This is a genomic window from Streptomyces sp. NPDC001450 (genome assembly GCF_053597295.1).
The window spans coordinates 206,075-223,787 of record NZ_JBSFHY010000006.1 but is presented as its reverse complement, the minus strand read 5'-3'; the positions used below and the strand labels follow the sequence as shown (position 1 = coordinate 223,787).

At 71.4% G+C, this 17,713-nt stretch carries 25 protein-coding genes; 5 read left to right on the top strand and 20 right to left on the bottom strand.

Features of this window, described 5'->3' with window-relative positions; translation table 11 throughout:
- Positions 1-4 precede the first annotated feature (4 nt).
- Both ACWC5O_RS08810 and ACWC5O_RS08805 read right to left on the bottom strand, forming a co-directional pair.
- Entirely contained in the window at positions 5-1,681 is a 1,677-nt protein-coding gene (locus tag ACWC5O_RS08810) for a terminase (RefSeq protein WP_450585665.1), read from the bottom strand.
- Positions 1,682-1,693: 12 nt separating this feature from the next.
- Positions 1,694-2,164 carry a phage terminase small subunit gene (locus ACWC5O_RS08805; RefSeq protein WP_450585667.1) on the bottom strand — a complete coding sequence of 157 codons (471 nt, stop codon included), beginning with the start codon at positions 2,162-2,164 and terminating at the stop codon, positions 1,694-1,696.
- Positions 2,165-2,217: 53 nt separating this feature from the next.
- Between ACWC5O_RS08805 and ACWC5O_RS08800 the strand changes: the two genes are divergently transcribed.
- The gene (locus tag ACWC5O_RS08800; RefSeq protein WP_450585668.1) at positions 2,218-2,826 is read left to right on the top strand and encodes a hypothetical protein; all 609 of its coding nucleotides are present in this window, start codon (positions 2,218-2,220) and stop codon (positions 2,824-2,826) included.
- Here the strand turns inward: ACWC5O_RS08800 and ACWC5O_RS08795 are convergent.
- Positions 2,807-3,391 (bottom strand): bifunctional DNA primase/polymerase, encoded by a 585-nt coding sequence (locus ACWC5O_RS08795; RefSeq protein WP_450585670.1) that lies wholly within the window; start codon positions 3,389-3,391, stop codon positions 2,807-2,809. The two genes, ACWC5O_RS08800 and ACWC5O_RS08795, sit on opposite strands and share 20 nt — an antisense overlap.
- 293 nt (positions 3,392-3,684) lie before the next feature.
- Complete coding sequence (locus ACWC5O_RS08790) at positions 3,685-3,831, bottom strand: HNH endonuclease (RefSeq protein ID WP_450586007.1); 147 nt, start codon at positions 3,829-3,831, stop codon at positions 3,685-3,687.
- On the opposite strand from ACWC5O_RS08790, the gene ACWC5O_RS08785 reads away from it, so the two are divergent.
- Positions 3,772-3,930, top strand: coding sequence for a hypothetical protein (locus tag ACWC5O_RS08785; protein ID WP_450586016.1), 159 nt, complete (start codon positions 3,772-3,774; stop codon positions 3,928-3,930). The genes ACWC5O_RS08790 and ACWC5O_RS08785 overlap by 60 nt on opposite strands.
- Positions 3,931-3,983: 53 nt before the next feature.
- Here ACWC5O_RS08785 and ACWC5O_RS08780 read toward each other — a convergent pair whose 3' ends face one another.
- Positions 3,984-4,244 (bottom strand): hypothetical protein, encoded by a 261-nt coding sequence (locus ACWC5O_RS08780; protein WP_450585672.1) that lies wholly within the window; start codon positions 4,242-4,244, stop codon positions 3,984-3,986.
- A gap of 106 nt (positions 4,245-4,350) precedes the next feature.
- Here ACWC5O_RS08780 and ACWC5O_RS08775 point away from each other — a divergent pair, with 106 nt between their 5' ends.
- Positions 4,351-4,806, top strand: coding sequence for a hypothetical protein (locus ACWC5O_RS08775; protein ID WP_450585674.1), 456 nt, complete (start codon positions 4,351-4,353; stop codon positions 4,804-4,806).
- Between the two features lie 654 nt (positions 4,807-5,460).
- Here ACWC5O_RS08775 and ACWC5O_RS08770 read toward each other — a convergent pair.
- The 6 genes from ACWC5O_RS08770 to ACWC5O_RS08745 all read right to left on the bottom strand — a co-directional run bounded on the left by ACWC5O_RS08770 (position 5,461) and on the right by ACWC5O_RS08745 (position 11,554).
- The gene (locus tag ACWC5O_RS08770) at positions 5,461-5,652 is read right to left on the bottom strand and encodes a hypothetical protein (RefSeq protein ID WP_450585675.1); all 192 of its coding nucleotides are present in this window, start codon (positions 5,650-5,652) and stop codon (positions 5,461-5,463) included.
- Between the two features lie 73 nt (positions 5,653-5,725).
- Complete coding sequence (locus ACWC5O_RS08765; protein ID WP_450585677.1) at positions 5,726-6,202, bottom strand: hypothetical protein; 477 nt, start codon at positions 6,200-6,202, stop codon at positions 5,726-5,728.
- A gap of 26 nt (positions 6,203-6,228) precedes the next feature.
- Complete coding sequence (locus ACWC5O_RS08760) at positions 6,229-6,519, bottom strand: hypothetical protein (RefSeq protein WP_450585678.1); 291 nt, start codon at positions 6,517-6,519, stop codon at positions 6,229-6,231.
- Positions 6,516-8,630 (bottom strand): hypothetical protein, encoded by a 2,115-nt coding sequence (locus ACWC5O_RS08755; protein WP_450585680.1) that lies wholly within the window; start codon positions 8,628-8,630, stop codon positions 6,516-6,518. The genes ACWC5O_RS08760 and ACWC5O_RS08755 overlap by 4 nt, the downstream gene beginning before the upstream one ends.
- Before the next feature lie 10 nt (positions 8,631-8,640).
- Positions 8,641-10,164: a hypothetical protein gene (locus ACWC5O_RS08750; protein WP_450585682.1), complete on the bottom strand. Its 1,524-nt coding sequence runs from the start codon at positions 10,162-10,164 to the stop codon at positions 8,641-8,643.
- Between the two features lie 124 nt (positions 10,165-10,288).
- Positions 10,289-11,554 carry a DUF2637 domain-containing protein gene (locus tag ACWC5O_RS08745; protein ID WP_450585684.1) on the bottom strand — a complete coding sequence of 422 codons (1,266 nt, stop codon included), beginning with the start codon at positions 11,552-11,554 and terminating at the stop codon, positions 10,289-10,291.
- Between the two features lie 145 nt (positions 11,555-11,699).
- Between ACWC5O_RS08745 and ACWC5O_RS08740 the strand changes: the two genes are divergently transcribed.
- Both ACWC5O_RS08740 and ACWC5O_RS08735 read left to right on the top strand, forming a co-directional pair.
- The gene (locus ACWC5O_RS08740; protein WP_450585686.1) at positions 11,700-11,966 is read left to right on the top strand and encodes a helix-turn-helix transcriptional regulator; all 267 of its coding nucleotides are present in this window, start codon (positions 11,700-11,702) and stop codon (positions 11,964-11,966) included.
- Between the two features lie 91 nt (positions 11,967-12,057).
- The gene (locus tag ACWC5O_RS08735; protein WP_450585688.1) at positions 12,058-12,279 is read left to right on the top strand and encodes a hypothetical protein; all 222 of its coding nucleotides are present in this window, start codon (positions 12,058-12,060) and stop codon (positions 12,277-12,279) included.
- A 755-nt stretch (positions 12,280-13,034) separates the two neighbouring features.
- Here the strand turns inward: ACWC5O_RS08735 and ACWC5O_RS08730 are convergent.
- The 9 genes from ACWC5O_RS08730 to ACWC5O_RS08690 form a co-directional block, all read right to left on the bottom strand.
- Positions 13,035-13,970 (bottom strand): hypothetical protein, encoded by a 936-nt coding sequence (locus tag ACWC5O_RS08730; RefSeq protein ID WP_450585690.1) that lies wholly within the window; start codon positions 13,968-13,970, stop codon positions 13,035-13,037.
- A 102-nt stretch (positions 13,971-14,072) separates the two neighbouring features.
- Complete coding sequence (locus ACWC5O_RS08725) at positions 14,073-14,453, bottom strand: hypothetical protein (RefSeq protein WP_450585692.1); 381 nt, start codon at positions 14,451-14,453, stop codon at positions 14,073-14,075.
- Between the two features lie 33 nt (positions 14,454-14,486).
- Positions 14,487-14,696, bottom strand: coding sequence for a hypothetical protein (locus ACWC5O_RS08720; RefSeq protein ID WP_450585693.1), 210 nt, complete (start codon positions 14,694-14,696; stop codon positions 14,487-14,489).
- Positions 14,693-15,271 carry a hypothetical protein gene (locus ACWC5O_RS08715; protein WP_450585695.1) on the bottom strand — a complete coding sequence of 193 codons (579 nt, stop codon included), beginning with the start codon at positions 15,269-15,271 and terminating at the stop codon, positions 14,693-14,695. The genes ACWC5O_RS08720 and ACWC5O_RS08715 overlap by 4 nt, the downstream gene beginning before the upstream one ends.
- Positions 15,268-15,474, bottom strand: coding sequence for a hypothetical protein (locus ACWC5O_RS08710; RefSeq protein ID WP_450585696.1), 207 nt, complete (start codon positions 15,472-15,474; stop codon positions 15,268-15,270). The genes ACWC5O_RS08715 and ACWC5O_RS08710 overlap by 4 nt, the downstream gene beginning before the upstream one ends.
- Positions 15,471-16,124 (bottom strand): zinc finger domain-containing protein, encoded by a 654-nt coding sequence (locus ACWC5O_RS08705; RefSeq protein WP_450585698.1) that lies wholly within the window; start codon positions 16,122-16,124, stop codon positions 15,471-15,473. Before ACWC5O_RS08705 ends, ACWC5O_RS08710 begins: the two co-directional genes overlap by 4 nt.
- Positions 16,121-16,906, bottom strand: coding sequence for a hypothetical protein (locus ACWC5O_RS08700; RefSeq protein ID WP_450585700.1), 786 nt, complete (start codon positions 16,904-16,906; stop codon positions 16,121-16,123). Before ACWC5O_RS08700 ends, ACWC5O_RS08705 begins: the two co-directional genes overlap by 4 nt.
- Positions 16,907-16,918: 12 nt before the next feature.
- Positions 16,919-17,272 (bottom strand): hypothetical protein, encoded by a 354-nt coding sequence (locus tag ACWC5O_RS08695; protein ID WP_450585701.1) that lies wholly within the window; start codon positions 17,270-17,272, stop codon positions 16,919-16,921.
- A complete protein-coding gene (locus ACWC5O_RS08690; protein ID WP_450585703.1) occupies positions 17,272-17,712 on the bottom strand; it encodes a hypothetical protein in 441 nt (146 codons plus the stop codon). The genes ACWC5O_RS08695 and ACWC5O_RS08690 overlap by 1 nt, the downstream gene beginning before the upstream one ends.
- Position 17,713: the final 1 nt, after the last annotated feature.

Sequence of the window (17,713 nt, the reverse complement as noted above, 5' to 3'; positions counted from 1 at the left end):
CCTGTCAGAACGTGCCGCCGAACATTTCCTCGGGTTCCGCCGCGACGCCCTTCGCGATCGCGTCGAGGCGGCACTGCCACGCGAGCACCGCGGCGACCGCGGCGTCGATTTTCTTCGGGCTGTCGGGGTGTGCCTTGCCGATCTGTAGGCCCGAACGGGAGGTTCGGCGCCGGGCGTTGACCAGGTGCCGCACGAGCGCCGACGAGCCGTCGTGCGTGAGCTCGCCCTCGGTGAGCGCGGTGTGAAACTTCTCCAGCGCCCGTACGATCAGCACCGACCGGCCGCCGGTCATCCACCATTCGATCGGGTGGTTCCGGGTCGCCTGCACCTGCAGGCGCGGCCCGTAGGCCGCTTCCCAATCGGCGACGTGGCTTTCCCACTTGGCGGGGTCGGCGTAGAAACCGACGACGTCGTACGTGTCGAACGCCTCGACGATCGTCGCGAGCACCTCGACGACCGGCACCTGCCACTCGGCCGGCTTACCGTCCGGGCCGACCGGCAGCCGCTCGGGCTGCTCCCACACGCCGAGCGTGAAAAGGTGACCGTCGCTGAGCCTGCAGCCGATCAGTGCGGTCGCGTCCGTGACGCCGCGCGAGCGTTTCCGCGAGCCGTCGAACCCGAGCACGATTCGGTCGCCCGGCTCGACCCGCTTGCCGAGGTCCGACGAGGCGCGCACCTCGGGCTCGGACAGCCACGCATCGGCCGCGTGAGTGACCTGATTCAGCAAGTCCGACCGAAGATCCTGCGGCTCGTTCGACGTGTCGTAGAACTCGCTCGTGAGCCGCTCGATCGGCGACCAACCCGGCTCGCACGGCGGGTCGTGCAGCACACACCCGTCGGGGTGATCGCTGCTGCAGCCGTACGCGTACCGCAGCCCGGCGACGAGCGACCGCTCGTCGGTCAGATCGGTGTCCGCCGGCGCCTCACGGTGGTCGACCAGGATGCCGCGCGCCCTCGACCGGCCGTCGAGGATCGCCTGATAGTCGGCCGCCGACCGCTCGGCGACGGACCCCTCGCCCGGCGTGAACGCGTTCGGCGTCTCGATCAGGCTGCCGCCGAGTTTCGCAGCGTTGAGCCGCATCACCTTCGCCAACCTGACGCCGCCGTTGCTGTCGCGCCATTCCTCGGTTTGGTCGAGGCTCGCGAAGCATGCGGGGTCGCCCTTCGCGCTCGTCGCCGACGAGGTGATCGGAGAGATCTCGCCGCGCGGCAGATAGATCACAGTGTCGAGCACTTCGAGCCCGTAGTCGGTCGACAGCGACCCGCCGCGAGCCATCTCCCGTAGCGGGATCCACGTGTTGTCGGTCTGATCCTCGGTCACGGCGGCGATACGCACGAGCGGCGTACGGATCGAGTGCCACGGCCGGCCGACCGGCTCGCCGTCGGCGTCGAACCCGTCCGCGACGACGTCGGCGCACGCCTCGGCGAGCGCGATCGCCCCGACGAACGGCGACTTCCCCCACCCGCGCGGCCGCGACAGCAGCCCGCGGTGAATGACCCGCCGGCCGGTGCGCGGGTCTACCTCGTAGAACCGCAGCAGAAACTCGGCCTGTTCGGCGGTCGGCACAAAGGGCTCGCCGTCGTCCCGGCCGGGCTGCGCGAGATTGTCGATCATCCAGTCGAGGACGTAATAGCCGAGCGTCGGCCGCTCACCCTCGTACTCGGGCCCGCGCCACGGCATGACGACCCCCCGCTATGTGCCCGTCTTCCCGCCGGGCAGCGGGCGCAGGTTCCCGTACCGCTCGCGGGCGCTCGGCCCGCCCGACCGGCCGCTACCGCCGTCGGCGCCGTCCGCCTCGGCGAAAACCATCCTGAGCCGGGCCCGGTCCGCCGGCGTCGCACCGAACGCAGCCACGCGCAGCCGCAGCTCGGCAGCCGCGGAGAGATCACCTCGCCACAGCCGGGCGTGAATCAGCGCGGTGTCGAGTAGGTACTGCCAGTCAGACGACCCGAAGTGCTCGGACTGCGGCGAGTCGATCCACATCTGCCACCATTCGCGCGTGCGCTCCGGCCACACGAACTCGACGAGCTCGCCGTCGCGCTCGATCCGGAACTCGGGCAGCTCGGGCGCCTCGGCGCGCTCCCACCTGAGTACGGTCTGCGCGACCGGGTCGGCGTTGCGCCGGACCTTACGAGCCTTCGGGGGCGGGCCGTTGCCTGCCATGGGAACACCTCCTATCGGTCAGATTGCTGTCGCCGCACCCGTAGAGTCCTGCCGTGAACGGTGAAACTCTCAAGGGCATATGGCTCGTTGCGTCGTTCTTGCTGGGGCAAGGCGTTGCCTTGGGCGGCGTCGTCATCACGAGTAGGGGGCAGACAAAGAGGGAAAAAGCCGCGCGGAATGCGGAGAGAACGCGGTCGTCAATCGACCGGCGTGAGGCATTCGAACTGCAGCACCTCATGGACGTGCACCAGGCGCTTTCGGCGCTGCTGTCCGTTGCCAAACTGCACTTCACCTTGCAAAGCTCAACGATCCAATGGCATGAGCCACCGGGAGAGGATGAGCGAGCCCAGTGGGAAGCCGACCGGGCGGCCATCGAGGACCGGGCTGACGAGGTCGCGCGACAGGTGAACGAACACGTCGAGCGGCTCAAGACCCTTCACGAACTGCTACTTCAAGATCAGCTGCGTGACAAGGTGGGCGAAGCGCTGCACGACTTCGAGGACGTCGAATCAGCGATGATCCAGCCCGGCCCGGAATCCGTTGCCACCCGGATTCCGCCGCTCCTCGGAATCGTCCGGCAGGCGCGCTCGATGGTTGCCAACCGAATCCGGGAGATCTATGCGTCACCCGAACGGTCTGCCGTCACAACAGGGCGTCGATGACGTGCTGCAGGCCACCGAGACGCAACGGCGATGCGGCGAACCTGCGCCCGGTGACCGCGATGTACCGGCCGGTGCCGTACAGCTCGACCGAGCCGCCGCCGACCGTGATGCGCCTGCCATGCGGCAGCTCGCCGTACCCCCAGACGTGCAGTCCGTCGCCGCTCGTCGACACCTCGACCCATGTGTCGCCGGCAGCGTCGAGAACGTTGCGCGCCCAACCCGCGACGGCGCCCTCGTCGTCGAGGCAGTGATCGAGGTCGAGGCAGACGACGCCGTCGCCGTCGAGGACGAACCCGAGCCCGGCGCCCGCGGTCGAGCGGGCAGCGTCGCGGTACGACGACCAGGTCGACGGGTCCGTGCTGCTCGCCGTCGCGCCGCCGACAGTGACCGGCACCTTCCGCGAGGTGCGCCGGATCCATCGCGGCCGGCTCGTGAGCTCGGCCGGGATCGTGCGGGCTGCTCGGTGCGCGGCCGCGCGGCACGCCGGCCGGCAGAACCGCGCGTGACGCCGAGCCGTGATCGGCATCGGTCCCTCGCAGTGCTCGCAGCAGCGCCTCGTCGTCATGAGTCCATGATACCGCGGCGTACGCTTTTAGCGCTGTGACCTGCAGATATCGGGTTCGTATCAGTGGGGCGGCAGGCTGAGAGGCGCTGTGCGGTGCCCAATCCGCGCGCCATCAAATCAGCCTGCCGCACCCGTGCGCGCCGCCCAGCGCGCCAACCACGCCCCGCAGCGTGGCCGTTTTCCCCAGACCCGTACAGACGGACAGCCGCAGCACCTCCCGAGGCTCCGATCGGCCCCAGGGGGGAGTCACCCCCCAGGGCCCGTGATCGTCCGGGAGATCGCCGTACAGCGGCTCACAGCCATCCGGGGTGACGCTCCTTCGGCCGCCGCATGCGCTCGGCCCACCGTGCGTCGTTCCCCTGTCGGCTGCTCTTGCGTGCGTGACAGTCCTCGCACAACGCCTGCAGGTTCTCGGGTCGGTGGTCATCACGGTCGCCGATGTGGTCGACCTGGTTAGCCGGGCGCCCGCAGAGTCGGCCGTCGATGACGTTCCGGCATCGGTGCCCGTCGCGCTGCAGGACGAACGGCCGTATGCGTGACTGCCAATCGGGCGGCAGCTCGTACCGTCGTCTGCTGCCGTGCCATCCGCCGCTCATGCGTCGTCGTCCTCATCGCCCTGGTCGCGGTCGTCGTCGTAGGGCTCGGCGCGTTCGGTGCTGCTGTCGAGGCTGACGCCGTCGAGTGTGGTGTCGGCTGTGAACCCGAACGTCACGCCCGGCCGACTCGGCTGCTCGTCTCGCAGCGCGTCGAGCATGCGCAGTGCTGCGTTCTCGGCGTCGTCGAGGCGGCGTCGGCTGTAGCCCTTGGCCGTGATCTCGACCTCGTGCTGTCCGTCGGTGAGGCGTAGGCGCAAGCAGCCTCCTTCATAGTCACCCGAACGGCGGGAGGGGGCTTCACTCGGGGCGCGGGCAATGTGCTGTGGATCTACGTTGTGGCTAGGTGCGCGAAAGGGGTCTGCCGTGGCGGTGCAGGAAGAGTCCGTGACATTGCGCCTGTCGGCGCAGCTTCCTGGAGTGGTCCCGCTGTGGAAGGTCGGTAGGTGCTTCGACTTGCTTGAAGAGGTGATCAGCGGAGCGATTGCCCTGGAGGCAGTGGCCCGGGTTCACGGCGCCGAAGCCAGCCAACAAGATTTTTGGGATGCTCGGGCCGCGGCCCGAGGGTGGACTGAGCCGAAGGTCATCAGGCTGCGCATGGGTTCGCCATTGGTGGTGGACCTGCTGTTTAGCGGGGCGGCTGCCACTGCGGCGCCTTTTGTTAAATGGTGCATTATCCACTCGGAAGAAACAGGTGCCGCCATCCCCAAATTCGTCAAGGGGTGGAAGAAGGGTTGGGTCGCTGTGCAGAGGCTAGATCAGGACGCTGAAGACCTTCAGACGCTAACAGAGGGAGTCGAGGTCAAAGAGATTGAACCTTGAGCCGCCATGGTTCGTCTCTGTCATCCGCCCGGAGTTGGGGGCGGCGCCGCCTCGGGCCGGTGAGGCGGCGCCGGGCCGGTCGACGGGGGGTGGCGACCGGCGTTCGGTGGATACACGAACGCCCCCGGCCGGTGTCGGCGTCGGGGGCGTCGTCTTCGCTGTCGCTGTGTGGGCAGCGGTCGTCTTGCGCTCCCAGGGTGCGACACGGTTCGGGGGTTCGCAAGTCTCGTCGGGGCGGGTTCGGAGAGTGAGCGGTTCGAGCGCGCGCCCGCCACTACCGGTAGTTGCTCTCTCTACGGCCACCACAGGTAGGAGGGGAGGGGAGGGGATTACGCGCGCGCGAGGGACTCGGGAGTCCCCCGGGGACACAACGCGCTGACCTGCGAACCCGTCTGAGAAACGAGTTCAAACTGCGCGCGATTTGGCGCCATTTCGCGCGCGATTTGGCTTCAAACTGCGCGCGGAATGCTCGCGGAATGGTGCGCGCCGCCCCTCGGCGGGCTGCCAGAGCGCCGCTCTTACCGCCCGGTACAAATATGTCCGACGTCACAGTTGCGCGAGTCGGACATGCACTGTTTGTTCCCTCGGGATACGGCGACGCCCCGCCCGGCGAGGTGCCGAACGGGGCGTCAAGGGGTGTGCAGTGGCTGCTCGTTACGCGGTATCCGGGCGGGCGTCGGCGCTGCCGCCGAACGCCTCGACGGTCCGTGTCCAGTGAGCCCGCTCGGCGCGCTCGTATGCCGCCTCGGCACGCACGAGGTCGTCGACGAGCAGCCACTGCGACCCGGCGTCGAGCGATACGGCGACCGGCTGCTCGGGCAGCCACTGCAGGAACTCGTCGGTCATGGGCCCGATCCTCTCGTGACGGCGCCCCGTACCGCGAGGGGTGCGGTACGGGGCGCAGCGGGGGCGTGTGCGGCTACCGGCGCGGGCCGTTCTGCGACTTCCAGCCGGCGAGCAGCCCGTGATTGTTCGTGATGATGTACGTCGGTCCCTCGCGCCCGCGGCGACCGGTCGGCAGTGCCCACACGACGCCAAGCACGGCGGCCGCGATCATGAGCTGCACGAGGGACTCGGCGACGAGGGCGAACGCCTTGAGTGCGAAGTAGGCGCCGACACCCGCCCCGGCGGCGAACAGCCCGCGCGCGGCGGTGCGTTGCGCCTGCGGGTCGAGCCCGGACGGGGCGGGCGACGGTGTGGGCACGGCCGGCTCGTACTCGGGCCCGTACTGCGCGTACAACATGCCGTCGATCCGCACGTACCCGATCACGCGCATGCCGGGCGGCGGGGCGGGCACGAGGTTCTGCTCGGCGGCCGGGATGATCTGTGTTACTTCCGCGACCCGCGGGGCGAGCGGGCCGGCTGTCGGCTGTCGGGTGTACGGCTCGGGGTACATGGCGGGTTCCTCGCTCGGGCGGGCGGTCAGTGCGTGGGGTGCTCGATCGAGTCGCCGAGGTCGTGCAGGGCGAGCCCGATCCGCTCGACGCCGAGCAGCGCGAGCATGACGACGACGAGGCCGAGCCACGACGGCGGCGGCTGCAGGTTCCAGTCGTGGTCAGGGGTTATCGCGATCGCCGGTGTGACGAGCAGTGCGAGTACGGCGAGCTGCCGCACCGCGTCGCCGACCACGCGGACCGTGCCGGCGACGTACGGGCGGACGTTGAGCCGGCGCGGCTCGGGGCGGGGCACGTGCACGAGTTCGGTACTGGTCACTGCTCGTCTCCGTTCGTGGGGCGTACGGCGTAGCGGCCGAACTTCGGCTTATGTACGCGCGGGTCGGTGCCGAGCCATCGGCCGATCGTGGCGGCGTGCGGCACGTCGAGGTCGGGGTGCAGGCGGGCGATCACGTCGCGGATCGCCTCGGGCCCGATCCCGTCGACGCCCGCGCCGCGCACGATCTCGAACACGATCGCCTTGCGCGGGTCGTCGCCGGACTGCTGCACGTCGGCGATCGCGGCGCCGAGGTCGGGCGGGGTGTAGCCGAGCCCGCTCGCCTCGAAGATGCCGCGCACCTCGGCGTCGAGGTCGGGGTCGCCGCCTCGGGTGGTCGCGTCGTCGATCCGCTCGTGAATCCGGCGCATTGCTTCGTCGGCGCCGGCGATCGCGTCGTCGCCGCTCGGCACCTGATCGGGCGTGCCCCAATCGGCTGTCGGGTCGGCCCACCCCTCGCGTACCGGCTGCTCGGCCTCGACCTCGGGCTCGCGCTCGGCGACCGCCACGGCGACGGGCTGCCCGGTGAACAGGTGCTCGGTGTCCTCCCAGCGACGCTCGTACGCCTCGCCGGCGGCGCGGCGGGACAGCTCGTCGAGTTCGGGCCGGTACTCGGCGGTCGCGACGACGATCCGGGCGATCTCGCTCGGTGTCATCCGGTAGACGACCAGGGGGCGGGCCGGGTCGTCGAGCACCTTGATCGCCCCGGTGCCCGCGACGGGCATGTCGTCCGGCGAGATCTTGTCGTTCCACCCCATCAGGTACGCGATCTCGCGGTCGTCACTCTTCATGGCGATCTTGAGCCCGGACTGCACGACGAGCTGCGGCTCTTCGAGCACATCCTGCGTTGCCCGCAGCGCCGACGCGATCACGTTGCACGCCACGGCGCGGGCGAGCTCGACGACCTGCAGCAGCGCGTCGCCCGCCCGGCGCAGGATCGGGTGCCGGCGTGCCTTGCTGCTGTACAACTCGGCGACCTCGTCGGCGTTCGCAATGATGCCGGGCACCTGTGACGACACCGGAATCTTGTCGTCGTCCGCCTCGATCTGCAGGTCGGCGTACCCCGGTTTCCGAGCCTTCGAGATCCGCAGCAGCGCCTCGGCCATGGCGAGCACTTTCTCGGGGGTGTCGGCGACCCAGTCGATCGGCGGACGGCCGGGGCGCCCCGCCTTGTGCCATGCGCGCAGCCACGGCAGCGCGAGGGAACCGCCGTTAAGGTCGATCACCCACACGAGCACGTCGACCATGCGCAACTGCCCGGCGATCGCGACGTTCATCAGGTTCGACTTACCGCTGCCCTTACGGCCGGTGAAGATCGCCGTCAGTTGCCGGATGCACGGCGCAGCCTCGGTGCCGTCCTTGTGGAATCCGAGCTGCAGCCCGTCGTTCAGCGACCGGGGCGAGTAGTCGTCGGGGTACATGGTCGGGCCGGCGGCGATCTGATTCTCGGTCTCGACGTTCGCGAGGAAGCTGCCGCGGTCGGCGCCCTCGGTCACCTCGACCGAGCAGCCGTTCGGCAGCCGCGCGTCGGCGGCGAGCCCGTCTTGCCACCGCTGCACGTCGCGCCACGTGTTCCCGCCCTCGGGCAACTGCCCTTCGAGGGTGAACCCGCCGCCCTGCTCCCACAGCTCGACGCCGACGACCTGCACGCCCTCGATCCCGCACACGCGGGCGAACCGGGCCGACCACTCGGCGGCGAGCGCCCGGTGCCTGCCCGCGACGAGCGACCGCTCGGCGGCGGCCGCCTCGGCGGCGAGCCGCTGCTCGGCACGACGACGTGCGGCCCGGTTGCCGTACATGCCTGCGCCGAGGGCGACCGCACCGGACGCGAGCGCCGACAGACAGTTGACCGTCCACGGGCCCGCGTTCATTGCCCATGAGCACCACGCACCCGCACCGACCCATGCGGCCGCGCGGAGTACGAGGCTGCCCCGGCCGGCGCCGTCCCGTCGGCCCGCGATGTGCGAGCCGACGAGCCCGGCGCCAGCGACCGCGGCGCCCCACCATGGGGTGACGCCGGCCGCGTTCGCCGCGTACGAGGCGGCGAGCGCGCTGCCGGCGGCGCTGATCGGGGCGGTGAACGGACCGTGCCCCGATTCCCAATCGATCTGCACTGTCCGTCCCTCAGAGAGTCGTGTCGACGTTCGTGTGCGTGTCCCACATGGCCTCGCCGTGCCGGCCCTTGCGCGGGTTCTGCAGGCGGTCAATGTCGACGTGGTGCAGCCTCTGGAAGGCGCCCGGCAGTTGCTCGGCGAGTTCCATTGCCTTGCGCTGCAAGAGGTAGATCTGCTTCATGATTTCGACGATGTTCGGGTCGAGCGGGAACTTAGCGTCGGCCTTGGCGACCGAGATCTTCATCGATTCGGCGATGGCATCAAGAGCATCGGGCAGCGCTCCGAAGTCGCGGCCGACCTGCATCATGCCGTCGGGCGCGTACGCGGCTGCAATCCGCTGCATCTCCAGTGCGGGGGCAAGGAAGTGGTGTCCGCCGGTCATGGCGTGTCCTCCGAGGGTCGAGGGGGATCCGCCGGCGGTCGCCGGGCGGCGTACGTAGGGGGCGACCGCGGGCGGTGTCGCCGCGATCGTCGGTCCGGTCATGGCGGGTCCGGCGGCCGCTCGGCGTGCCGCGCGGTTCCTGCGGCGGCGCTGCCACAGCGCGCGCATGGTGGCGAGACCGGCCCGCCAACTGCGCTGCCAGACAGCGCCGACGAGTCCGGCGCCCGCGGCGAGTGCGGCATCCCACAGAGCGCCCGCGGCGCGTGCGGTTCGGCGAGCTATTACTCGTCGCGCCCGCTCGGTGCGACGCCAGAGTGCGCGACCGGGGCGAGCCGTCCAGCGGGCAGCACGCGCGACCCCGCGGGCGGCGGCCGCTACGCCCCGCCGCGTACCGCGGGCGGCGGCAGCGATGCCGCGCCCCGTTCCGCGTACGAGGCGGCCGGCGCCTGCCATGCCGCGGCGGGCGGCACTCGCGGCGGGGCGCAGCATGCCGAGCCGGCTGCGGGTGCGGGGCGTGCGGTTCCTCGTCGAGGGCGAGTTGTTCTTGCTGCCGGGGCGCTTGTGCTTCCCGCCGCTCTTGGGCGACTTGAGCCGGGGCGTCTTCAGGCGCCCCGCGCCCCGCCCGCCGACCGAGCCGAGGGCGCCCCGGTGAGTACGGCCCGCCCCGCCGCGCGCCCCGGAACCCGCCCCGGACGCCCCGGCGTTGCCGCCCCGGCGGGACGATCCGCCCTGGCCCGAGGCGCCCCGCCCCGACGTGCCGCCGGACGCCCCGCCCCGAGTACGCCCTCGGTTCGTCGATCCCGCCCCGCCCCGCGTACGCCCCGCCCCGGTCGTGGTGCGGGTGCGGACGGTACGGCGACGCTGCAGGGCGCCGCCGGCCGCGAGGACAACGACGGTTCCAGCGGCCGCGGCGAGCCCCATCGGACCGGCCGCCTGATACGCGGCGGTCGCCGCGACGGCGGTTCCGTTTCCGACGCCGATCACGAGCGGCTCGACCGGTACACCGCGGCGGCGCGGGGTGCGCTGCCTCGGCTCGGTCTCGGCCGACTCGGCCGGCGGTGCGGGCTCGGGTGCGGGCGGCGGCGCGGCCGCCGGGTCGGGCGGTGCGGGCGCTGCCGCGGCCGGTGCGGGCGGTGCGGTCGTGTCGCTCACCGGGGTTACTCCTTCACTGCGACTGCAGTCGCGGCGCTGCGGCGGTGTGTCTGCGGGCGTGTATGGGCGGGTGAGAGGGGGGTGAGGTCGAGCTGCGACTGCAGTTGCAGTCAGAGTCAGACCGTCAGCCGGTCATGGCGCGCACGTTCGGCGAGCCGAGTTCGAGCAGCTTCGGGTCGGCCGCCTCGACCTCGTCGCGCAGCTTCTGCGCGTGGCGGCGGGACTTGTACGGGTAGCCGTGCCGCGCCTCGGCTTCGAGCAGCTTGACGATCGCGCCCTCGCCGGGCCGACCGTTCAGCTCGGCGTACAGCGCCTCGATCTTCCGCTTCACACTGCTGCGGGTCGGCACGTGCTGCTCGTCGCGCGGCGCCTCGGTCTCGTCGGTGTCCTCGCCGCCGGGGCGCTCCGGGGCGCCCTCGGTGTCCGGGGCGGGCTCGTCGGGGGCGCCCTCGTCGTCGGCGGCGGGGCGCTCGGGGGCGCCCTCGTCGGTCGGGTCCGGCTCGGCCGGGGCGCCCTCGGGTTCCGGGGCAGGGCGCTCGGGGGCGCCCTCATTCGGGGCGGCCGAGGGCGGGGCGGGCAGCGCCGGGGCGCCCTGCAGGGCGAGGGCGCCCTCGTCTGCCGCCGGGGCGTACCCGACGACGTACCCGACCGCCGGGGCGAGGGCGGCCGGGGCGTCGTCGACGTCGAGTACGCCCTCGACCGGGGTGAGGGGGCGGCCGTACCGCGTGAGCCGCAGTGCGAGCACCTCGTCGAGGGGCGCCTGTGACCGCCACCGCCACCCGTACCGCCGGCGCAGCCGAGCCCGCTCGATCAACCGCTCTTGTTCAAGGGCGATCACAGCCTCGTACGAACGCAGCTCGTACAGCTTCATACGCCGCCACAGCAGGAACGTGCCGACCGGCGCGAGCAGCCACCGAGACAGCCGTACCGACTCCATATGCCGGGCGGCGGTGATGTCCGCGGCGGTGCCGATCGCGTGCCGTGCCGCCTCGACGACAGCGACGAACAGCACGGGGATCGTCGCGTGCATGCCGACGCCGATCGGGTCGGGCCATGCGGCAGCGCCGTTGAACGCGATCGTCGCCGCGGTGAGCATCCATGCAATGTGGCGCAGCAGTGCGAGCGGCATGCGTAGCCACGTGAGCAGCAGATCGAGGGCGAGCAGCACGAGAATCCCGCAGTCGAGCCCGACCGGGAACAGCATCGCGAACGAACCGAACCCCTTCGCGAGCGCGAGCCGGCGAACGGCGGCGTACGAGCCGATGAACCCGATAACGGCGATCGCGGCGCCGCCGAGCGCGACGCCGGCGACGAGGCGGCGCTGCAGGGCGGTGAGCTGCGGTCGGTGACGCTCGGGTGCGGTGTGACGCTCGCCGTTACTATCAGCCACGGATCGGCCCTTTGCTCGACGGTTTGGGGCACGGTCCGCCCCGGCCGTATGGCGTGGCAGCGCCGACCGGGGCAGTCCGTTGTGCAGGTTCAAGGTAGGCGAACCTGCTTTACAGTGTCAATGAGGTTAGGGCAGGATGAGCGGCATGCCAGAGCGGGAAGAACCGCAGTCGACGGACGCGGGCGAGCGCGAACCAACGCTCGTGAACATGACGACCCTTGCCGCTGAACTCGGCGTTTCCCGGCAGGCGCTGCACAACTGGCGACGCACGCACGACGACTTCCCGCAGCCTCGGCGCCGCAAGGGCAGCACCCGTGACGAGTGGGATCTCGACGAGGTGCGCGCCTACTGGGGGAACCGCGAGCTGCGCCCCGGCGATCGCACAGACCTACGCGGCGACGACGAGCAGTGACCCCGACCCCGCCCGATGCGGCGGGGTCGTTCCATGCCCGGCCGTGGCACCTCGCGCTGCGGGCGGCCAGGCCCGGCCGGACCATGGCTGTATGGACGCGCGGCGCCCCGTGATCGTGAACCCGCCCTCGCCGGGCGGCGGCCGCCGAGTGCGCGTCGACGGCGAGAATCTCGGGCTCGCCTACTCGCTGCGCGACGTCGCCGAGTTCCTGCGGCGAGCTGGCCTCGAACTCGACCCAGCCGAGGTCGCCGAGTCCGACCTGATCGAATGGCGAGGCGGCGGCCCCCGTGTGTGGGTGTCGCCGCCCGCGTAGGTGCTGTGATTCACGGCTGTTGCAACGCATGAGTATGGCGGTGCAGCTGGCTGCTGCACCGCCATACCGGCGAGCGCTACGCTCGCCTTGGGCCATCACCTCCTAGTGGTGGTTGCCGCCGCGTGCCTGATTCGTGTGTCTCGACCTGTAAGCAAGTCACACGGATCAGGCCGCCAGCGCGGGGATGATGTGCATGAAGAACCACCAGAAGAGCAGGTGCCCGATCACAGCACCCAGCACGGCGATACCGAGATCTCCCCAGCGCATAGTGATCACCTCACTCTCGACCGCCGTCGGCGGCGCGCTGTTCTAGTAGGGGCGTTGGGGTAACCGGGGAAAGGCCTACTGCCTCATAGGCGTCACTCCTTCGAGCCGAGGTGCCTGGAAGTCAACTCGGTCCCACGGGCGACGCCAAGAGGTAAATTCTTAACGAGATGCGCCCTTGTCATCCGTTCAGAAACGGAACGCAAAACCCGAAGTTTGTGCCTATCTCGGGCCGAGAATCCCTTGAGAGTGCACAAGTGGTGAACACGTAGCGGGTGCCTGATCTGCTTCCGTCGCCACGGAAGGAAGTGATCATGCCCGTCTGTGATGGGGGCGCTGCCGACTGTGATCGAATCTGATGCCGATCACGGAAAAAGTGAGCTACATCACATCGACATGTCCGGGTTGGCGTCGTTGACCACGTGCACAGGCCGTGCTCGTCGAGGAGGACGTACCGCCGCCATGATCCGGCGGGCGGTGCTGCGTCTTCCCTAAGCGGCCACCCGCCGTGCCGCCCGCTGCCGCGCGCGATCGGCGGCCCGCTTCCGGCGCCGCGCCGCGGCGTCGAGTTCACGCTGCAGCGCGGCGAGCTGCGCGGGCGTCGACCAGGTACGGCGGCCGCCGTCGAGCCCGACCGGCGCCTCGCAGATCGGGCCCGCGCACACGACGACGTCGTCGAGCCCGCCGCCGCGGTGCAGGGTCAACTCGCTGCCGCAGTACGGGCACGGCCGGTCGAGCGGCACCGACTGCCGGGCGCCGACCCCGCCGATCGTCCGCTCGATCCGGCGCGCAGCCTCGCGGGCGACGAGCGCGATCGAGGCGCGGTGCGCGTCGTGCAGTGGCAGGCACGGTCCCTCGTCGCCGCGCAGCCGGCCGAGCAGCCACTCGGCCGCGAGCACGGCCGACCGGTCGCCGAGGTTGAACCGCCACCGGTTCGGGTCGGCCTCGTCGCGGGCGGCGATCATTGCGAGCTGCAGCCCGACCGGGTCGCCGGGGATCGGCCGGCGCAGTGGCTTGACCGTGTCGCGCTGAATGTCGGCGGCGACCTGGTCGGCGAGTTCGCAGAGCGCGACCTCGACGGCGCGGCACGCGTCGACGACGTGCAGGCGCAGCGGCACCGGGCGCTCGCCGAGCATGAGCGCGTCGCGGTCGGTCCGCGGGGTGTGGGCGCGACCCTCGCCGGCGTAGTCGCAGTGCAGGCACTCGTACCGCGGCCGGCCGTGCTCGTCAGTCTTCGTGACGAGGTGCTGCACGTGCTGCAGGGCGAGCGCAGCCTCGTCGCGGTCGTGGTCGTCGAGGGCGCGCAGGTACGCGGCGCGGCCGTCGACGGGTGGCGTCGCGGTGTCGATCATGTCGCGCATGTCGGTCCAGTGGTCTATGACGACTTGCAGGTCGTCGGCGGGGGTACGGCGGGCGGCGTGCTGCATGGTGAGCGCTCCTGTGGTGCGTGGGGCGTAGGCTGATCACACCGCGAAGGGGTGGCGAGGGCGCCCGGTGCTTGCCGGCGATATGGGCGCCCCGCCGTCGTCTTACGACCCTTTCGGCGCCTGCGGCGCGGCGGCGATCGCACGGATCGAGGCACCCTCGATCTGATCCCACACCAGCCGCAGCGCCTCGAAAGCGCGCGCCCGCGCGGCCATCACCTCGCGGTGCGCGTCGCACGCCTCGACCACAGTCGCCGGCCGCTGCAGTCGCTGCAGCGGAGCGTCGCCGACGATCACGGCGGCGCTCAGGATCACGTCGAGGGTCGCGAACTCGACGCCGTCGCCGTCACTGTCCGGCTGCGCGTAGCGCCATGCGCGGATCGCGTCGACCACTTCGGCGAGCGCGTTCGCCCGGTCGTGCTGCACCCACAGCGCGGCGTCGGCCGTCGTGAGTGTCTGGCGTTTCGGGGCGGTCGTGTGGTCCATGGGGTGCCTCACAGTCTGTGGATAGCGGGCGGGCTACAGGGTTCGGCGAACGTCCTCGATCGCGCGGCCCTTTGCGCCGGGCTTGCGCTTCCGAGTTGCGGGGGTGGCGTAGCCGGCGAGCGGGTCGTCTCCGTACAGCCAGTCGAGGGCGGCCGCGAGTTTGTCGTCGGACAGCTCGCCGAGCGCCTCGACGTCGTCGGCGTCGAGGTCGGCGAGGTCGTCGTGATCAAACTCGCTGCTCATGCCGCCTCGCCCGCCCCGGTGTTGAGCCACGGCGCGAGCGCGCCGAGCACGACGTCGAGGCGAGCCTCGGTACGGTCGGCGTTCGCGCACCGGCAGGGCGAGGTGCGCTCGCACTCCGGGCATGGAACCGGCCGCCGTAGCGCGTGATCGAGGACGCGCCGCACCCGCAGCGGTGCGGCGGCAGCCGGCTCGGCGGCCGCGACCGGCTGCTCGTCGTCCTCGTCGACGAACACGACCTCGGTCGCGCCCTGATGACCATGGATGACCTCGACCGACACGCGACCGCGATCCCAGAAAACGACGCTCGGGTGCTCGCCGCGCCACCGGATCGACGCCGTGCCGTCCGGCCACAGCACGCCGTCGGCGACGTCGCCGAGCCCGCTGATCCCGGATATGTCCTGCCGCCGGCGCAGCACGAACCGGCGTGGCACGAGCTGCTGATCGGGGCGGACGACGGTACGGCCGGACAGTTCGCGGGTCGCCTCGTCGACGAGCGCCTGCGCCGCCTCGGCGTCGACGGCGCGGCGGGCGAGGGCGAGCAGTGCCCTTACCGCGGTCGTCTGCTGCTCGGTCATGCTGCTGTCTCCCTGGTCTGTCGGTATCGGAGGTTCACGCCGTATCCGCGTTCGTGGTCGATCTCGGCGACGAGGGCGGCGAGTAGCGCCCCGCGGCGGGGTCCCTCGGGGTCGGGCCCGCGGCGCTGCTGCTCGCGGGCGGTTCGGGCGCCGCCGAACGTGCCGTCGGGCACGGTCTCGGCGAGCAGCGGCTTACGGTTCACGACGCGTCTCCCTTGGCCTCGGTGGCGAGCTGCGCCTCGTGCTGGTCGCGGCGCGAGCCGTGGCACGTGGTCAGCACGCGGCCGCGTTCGATGGATCGGCACGGCTTACCTGGCGAGGCGCCGCACGCCGGGCAGTGCACGGCCCGCTCGGGCGGCCCGGCCGGCTGCTTGCGCCGCGGGTACCGGGTCTCTTTCGCCGCCCGAAACTCGGGGTTCGCGGGCACGAGTTCGGCGACCCGGCCGCCGCCGAGCCGGTCGCCGACCGCAGGCATCAACTCGGCGACCGCGACCGGCTGCGAGTCGCCGCCGGCGATCGCGCCCCGCTCGGTGCGCAGCGCCCGCACGTACCCGCCGACGTCGTCGGGGTCGAGGCGAGGGTGATCGGTCGGCTCGAACGTGCCCGTCGCCCGGCCGAGCCGGTCACGGACCGCGGCCCGCCACCGCTCGGCGACATCCTTCGGCATGATCGGGTACGCGCTCGCGGCGTAGTGCGCGCCGACCGCCTCGCCCGCGAACTGCAGCGGCACGTCGCGCAGCACAACAGCCCACATCGTGACCTGCGCGCGCTGCTCGATGTGGTCGACCTTTACGACGCGGTCGTCGACGAGGGCGATCTGCGACAGCAGTTCGAGCGTCTCCTCGGGAGTCATGCGGTGTGTCCTCCGTTCATCTGCTGCCGCAGCGCTTCGAGTCCGGCGCGCTGCTGTTGCGATCGGGTCATGGCGTCGAGCTGCACGACGTTGCTGCCGGGCGTCGGGTCGGTGCGCTCGGTCTCGGCCCACTGCTGCCAGCGGCCGCCCCACGCGGCCGCCGTCTTGCCCTCGTCGCTCATGCGGCGCACGAACTTGCGGGTCACGGCGTCGAGCTGCTGCGGGGTGAGCTGCGGCCGGCCGGCGTCGGTGCGGGCGAGCTGCGCCGCCTCGACGTCGTCGTCGCTCGGCTGCCAGTCCTCGGCGATCGGCTGCTGCTCGCGGGTGTCGGGGCGGGCCGGCCGGCGCGGGGCGTCTCGGTCGGCGCCGTCGTCCGGGCGCGGGTCGGTGTCGTCGAGCGGCAGCTGATCGGCCGCATCCTTGGCGGCCCGGTACTTCCGTTTCTTCTCCGCCTCGCGGTCGCGACGGGCCTGCACCTCGCGACGCGATGGGTTGTATGGCGCGAGGTAGTCGTGCATGTAGTAGTCGCCGGGGGCCGGCTGCACGCACTTCGGGTGCGGGCAGGTGTGCCCGTGCTCGTGCCACAGCCCGGCCGTGACCAACTTCCGCACCTGCGCCGGGGTGCCGTTGCACATCCGGACGACGACGCCGGGCACGATGCCGTCGGTCAGGTGCTGCGCCGCGTAGCTGCCCGCGCGCAGCCACAGCCCGAGCGCCGCGTTACCAACGGCGACGAATTTCGGGTGTGACCATGCGGTGTCGTCAACGGCGAACCATGACATCGGGGTGACTCCTCAGAGCGTGAGCTGCCCGGCGGGTACGGGCGGGGCTTTGCGTGTCCTGCGGCGCTGCTGCCGCGCGGGTACCGCCGGGGCGGTGCACTGGTGGTCGATCACGTGCGGGTGCGGGCAGTCAGTCGAGTGCGTGCGGCCCGACCACGACAGATCGGGTCCGCCCTTGCGCTGCCGCACACACCAGTCGAGTCGGTTCGGCTCGCGCAGCTCGGCGGCCGCCGCCGCGGTGAGCGGGTCGGCGTCGGCGGTCACGTCGAGCGCCGCCCGGTTGCCGACCAACTGCCGCAGCACCGTGCGGCCGCAGCGGCAGCGCACTCGGCGCGCGCCGCCACTGCTGCTCGGGCCGTACGGCATCAGTGCTGCTCGACCCTCGACCCGCGACGCCGATGCCGCATCTCCTGATGTGCCTCGTACTCGGGCTCGTTCGGGTGGCTCGCGAGCGCCGCGGCGACCGCGTCCTCGACGACCGTGCCGCCGGGCCCTACCTCGTCAAGGGTGTCGTCCATCTTGCGGCGCCGGTACATCGCGCGCATGACCTCGGCGACGAGCTGCGCCTGTTCCTCGTCGCGTGCCGCCTCGACGAGCCGCATGCGTAGCTTCACCTGCGGCGACTTGTCCTCGGTGTTGGCGTGACCGGTGTACGACACCGACGAGAGTTCGGCGATCACCACCACGCACATACCGGGGTGCTCGAACAACCCGCGCCGCTGCTGCTCGGTGAGCGCCGCTTCGAGCGTTGCGGCGGCCGAGTCGAGCTTGACCTCGACTGCCGCATCTTTGTCGAGTTTGGGCATG

Excerpts from the sequence above, each read along its gene's own strand:
- ACWC5O_RS08810 (WP_450585665.1), bottom strand. The coding sequence starts at position 1,681 with ATGCCGTGGCGCGGGCCCGAGTACGAGGGTGAGCGGCCGACGCTCGGC.
- ACWC5O_RS08805 (WP_450585667.1), bottom strand. The coding sequence starts at position 2,164 with ATGGCAGGCAACGGCCCGCCCCCGAAGGCTCGTAAGGTCCGGCGCAAC.
- ACWC5O_RS08795 (WP_450585670.1), bottom strand. The coding sequence starts at position 3,391 with ATGACGACGAGGCGCTGCTGCGAGCACTGCGAGGGACCGATGCCGATC.
- ACWC5O_RS08770 (WP_450585675.1), bottom strand. The coding sequence starts at position 5,652 with ATGACCGACGAGTTCCTGCAGTGGCTGCCCGAGCAGCCGGTCGCCGTA.
- ACWC5O_RS08765 (WP_450585677.1), bottom strand. The coding sequence starts at position 6,202 with ATGTACCCCGAGCCGTACACCCGACAGCCGACAGCCGGCCCGCTCGCC.
- ACWC5O_RS08740 (WP_450585686.1), top strand. The coding sequence starts at position 11,700 with ATGCCAGAGCGGGAAGAACCGCAGTCGACGGACGCGGGCGAGCGCGAA.
- ACWC5O_RS08735 (WP_450585688.1), top strand. The coding sequence starts at position 12,058 with ATGGACGCGCGGCGCCCCGTGATCGTGAACCCGCCCTCGCCGGGCGGC.
- ACWC5O_RS08730 (WP_450585690.1), bottom strand. The coding sequence starts at position 13,970 with ATGCAGCACGCCGCCCGCCGTACCCCCGCCGACGACCTGCAAGTCGTC.
- ACWC5O_RS08725 (WP_450585692.1), bottom strand. The coding sequence starts at position 14,453 with ATGGACCACACGACCGCCCCGAAACGCCAGACACTCACGACGGCCGAC.
- ACWC5O_RS08720 (WP_450585693.1), bottom strand. The coding sequence starts at position 14,696 with ATGAGCAGCGAGTTTGATCACGACGACCTCGCCGACCTCGACGCCGAC.
- ACWC5O_RS08715 (WP_450585695.1), bottom strand. The coding sequence starts at position 15,271 with ATGACCGAGCAGCAGACGACCGCGGTAAGGGCACTGCTCGCCCTCGCC.
- ACWC5O_RS08705 (WP_450585698.1), bottom strand. The coding sequence starts at position 16,124 with ATGACTCCCGAGGAGACGCTCGAACTGCTGTCGCAGATCGCCCTCGTC.
- ACWC5O_RS08700 (WP_450585700.1), bottom strand. The coding sequence starts at position 16,906 with ATGTCATGGTTCGCCGTTGACGACACCGCATGGTCACACCCGAAATTC.
- ACWC5O_RS08695 (WP_450585701.1), bottom strand. The coding sequence starts at position 17,272 with ATGCCGTACGGCCCGAGCAGCAGTGGCGGCGCGCGCCGAGTGCGCTGC.
- ACWC5O_RS08690 (WP_450585703.1), bottom strand. The coding sequence starts at position 17,712 with ATGCCCAAACTCGACAAAGATGCGGCAGTCGAGGTCAAGCTCGACTCG.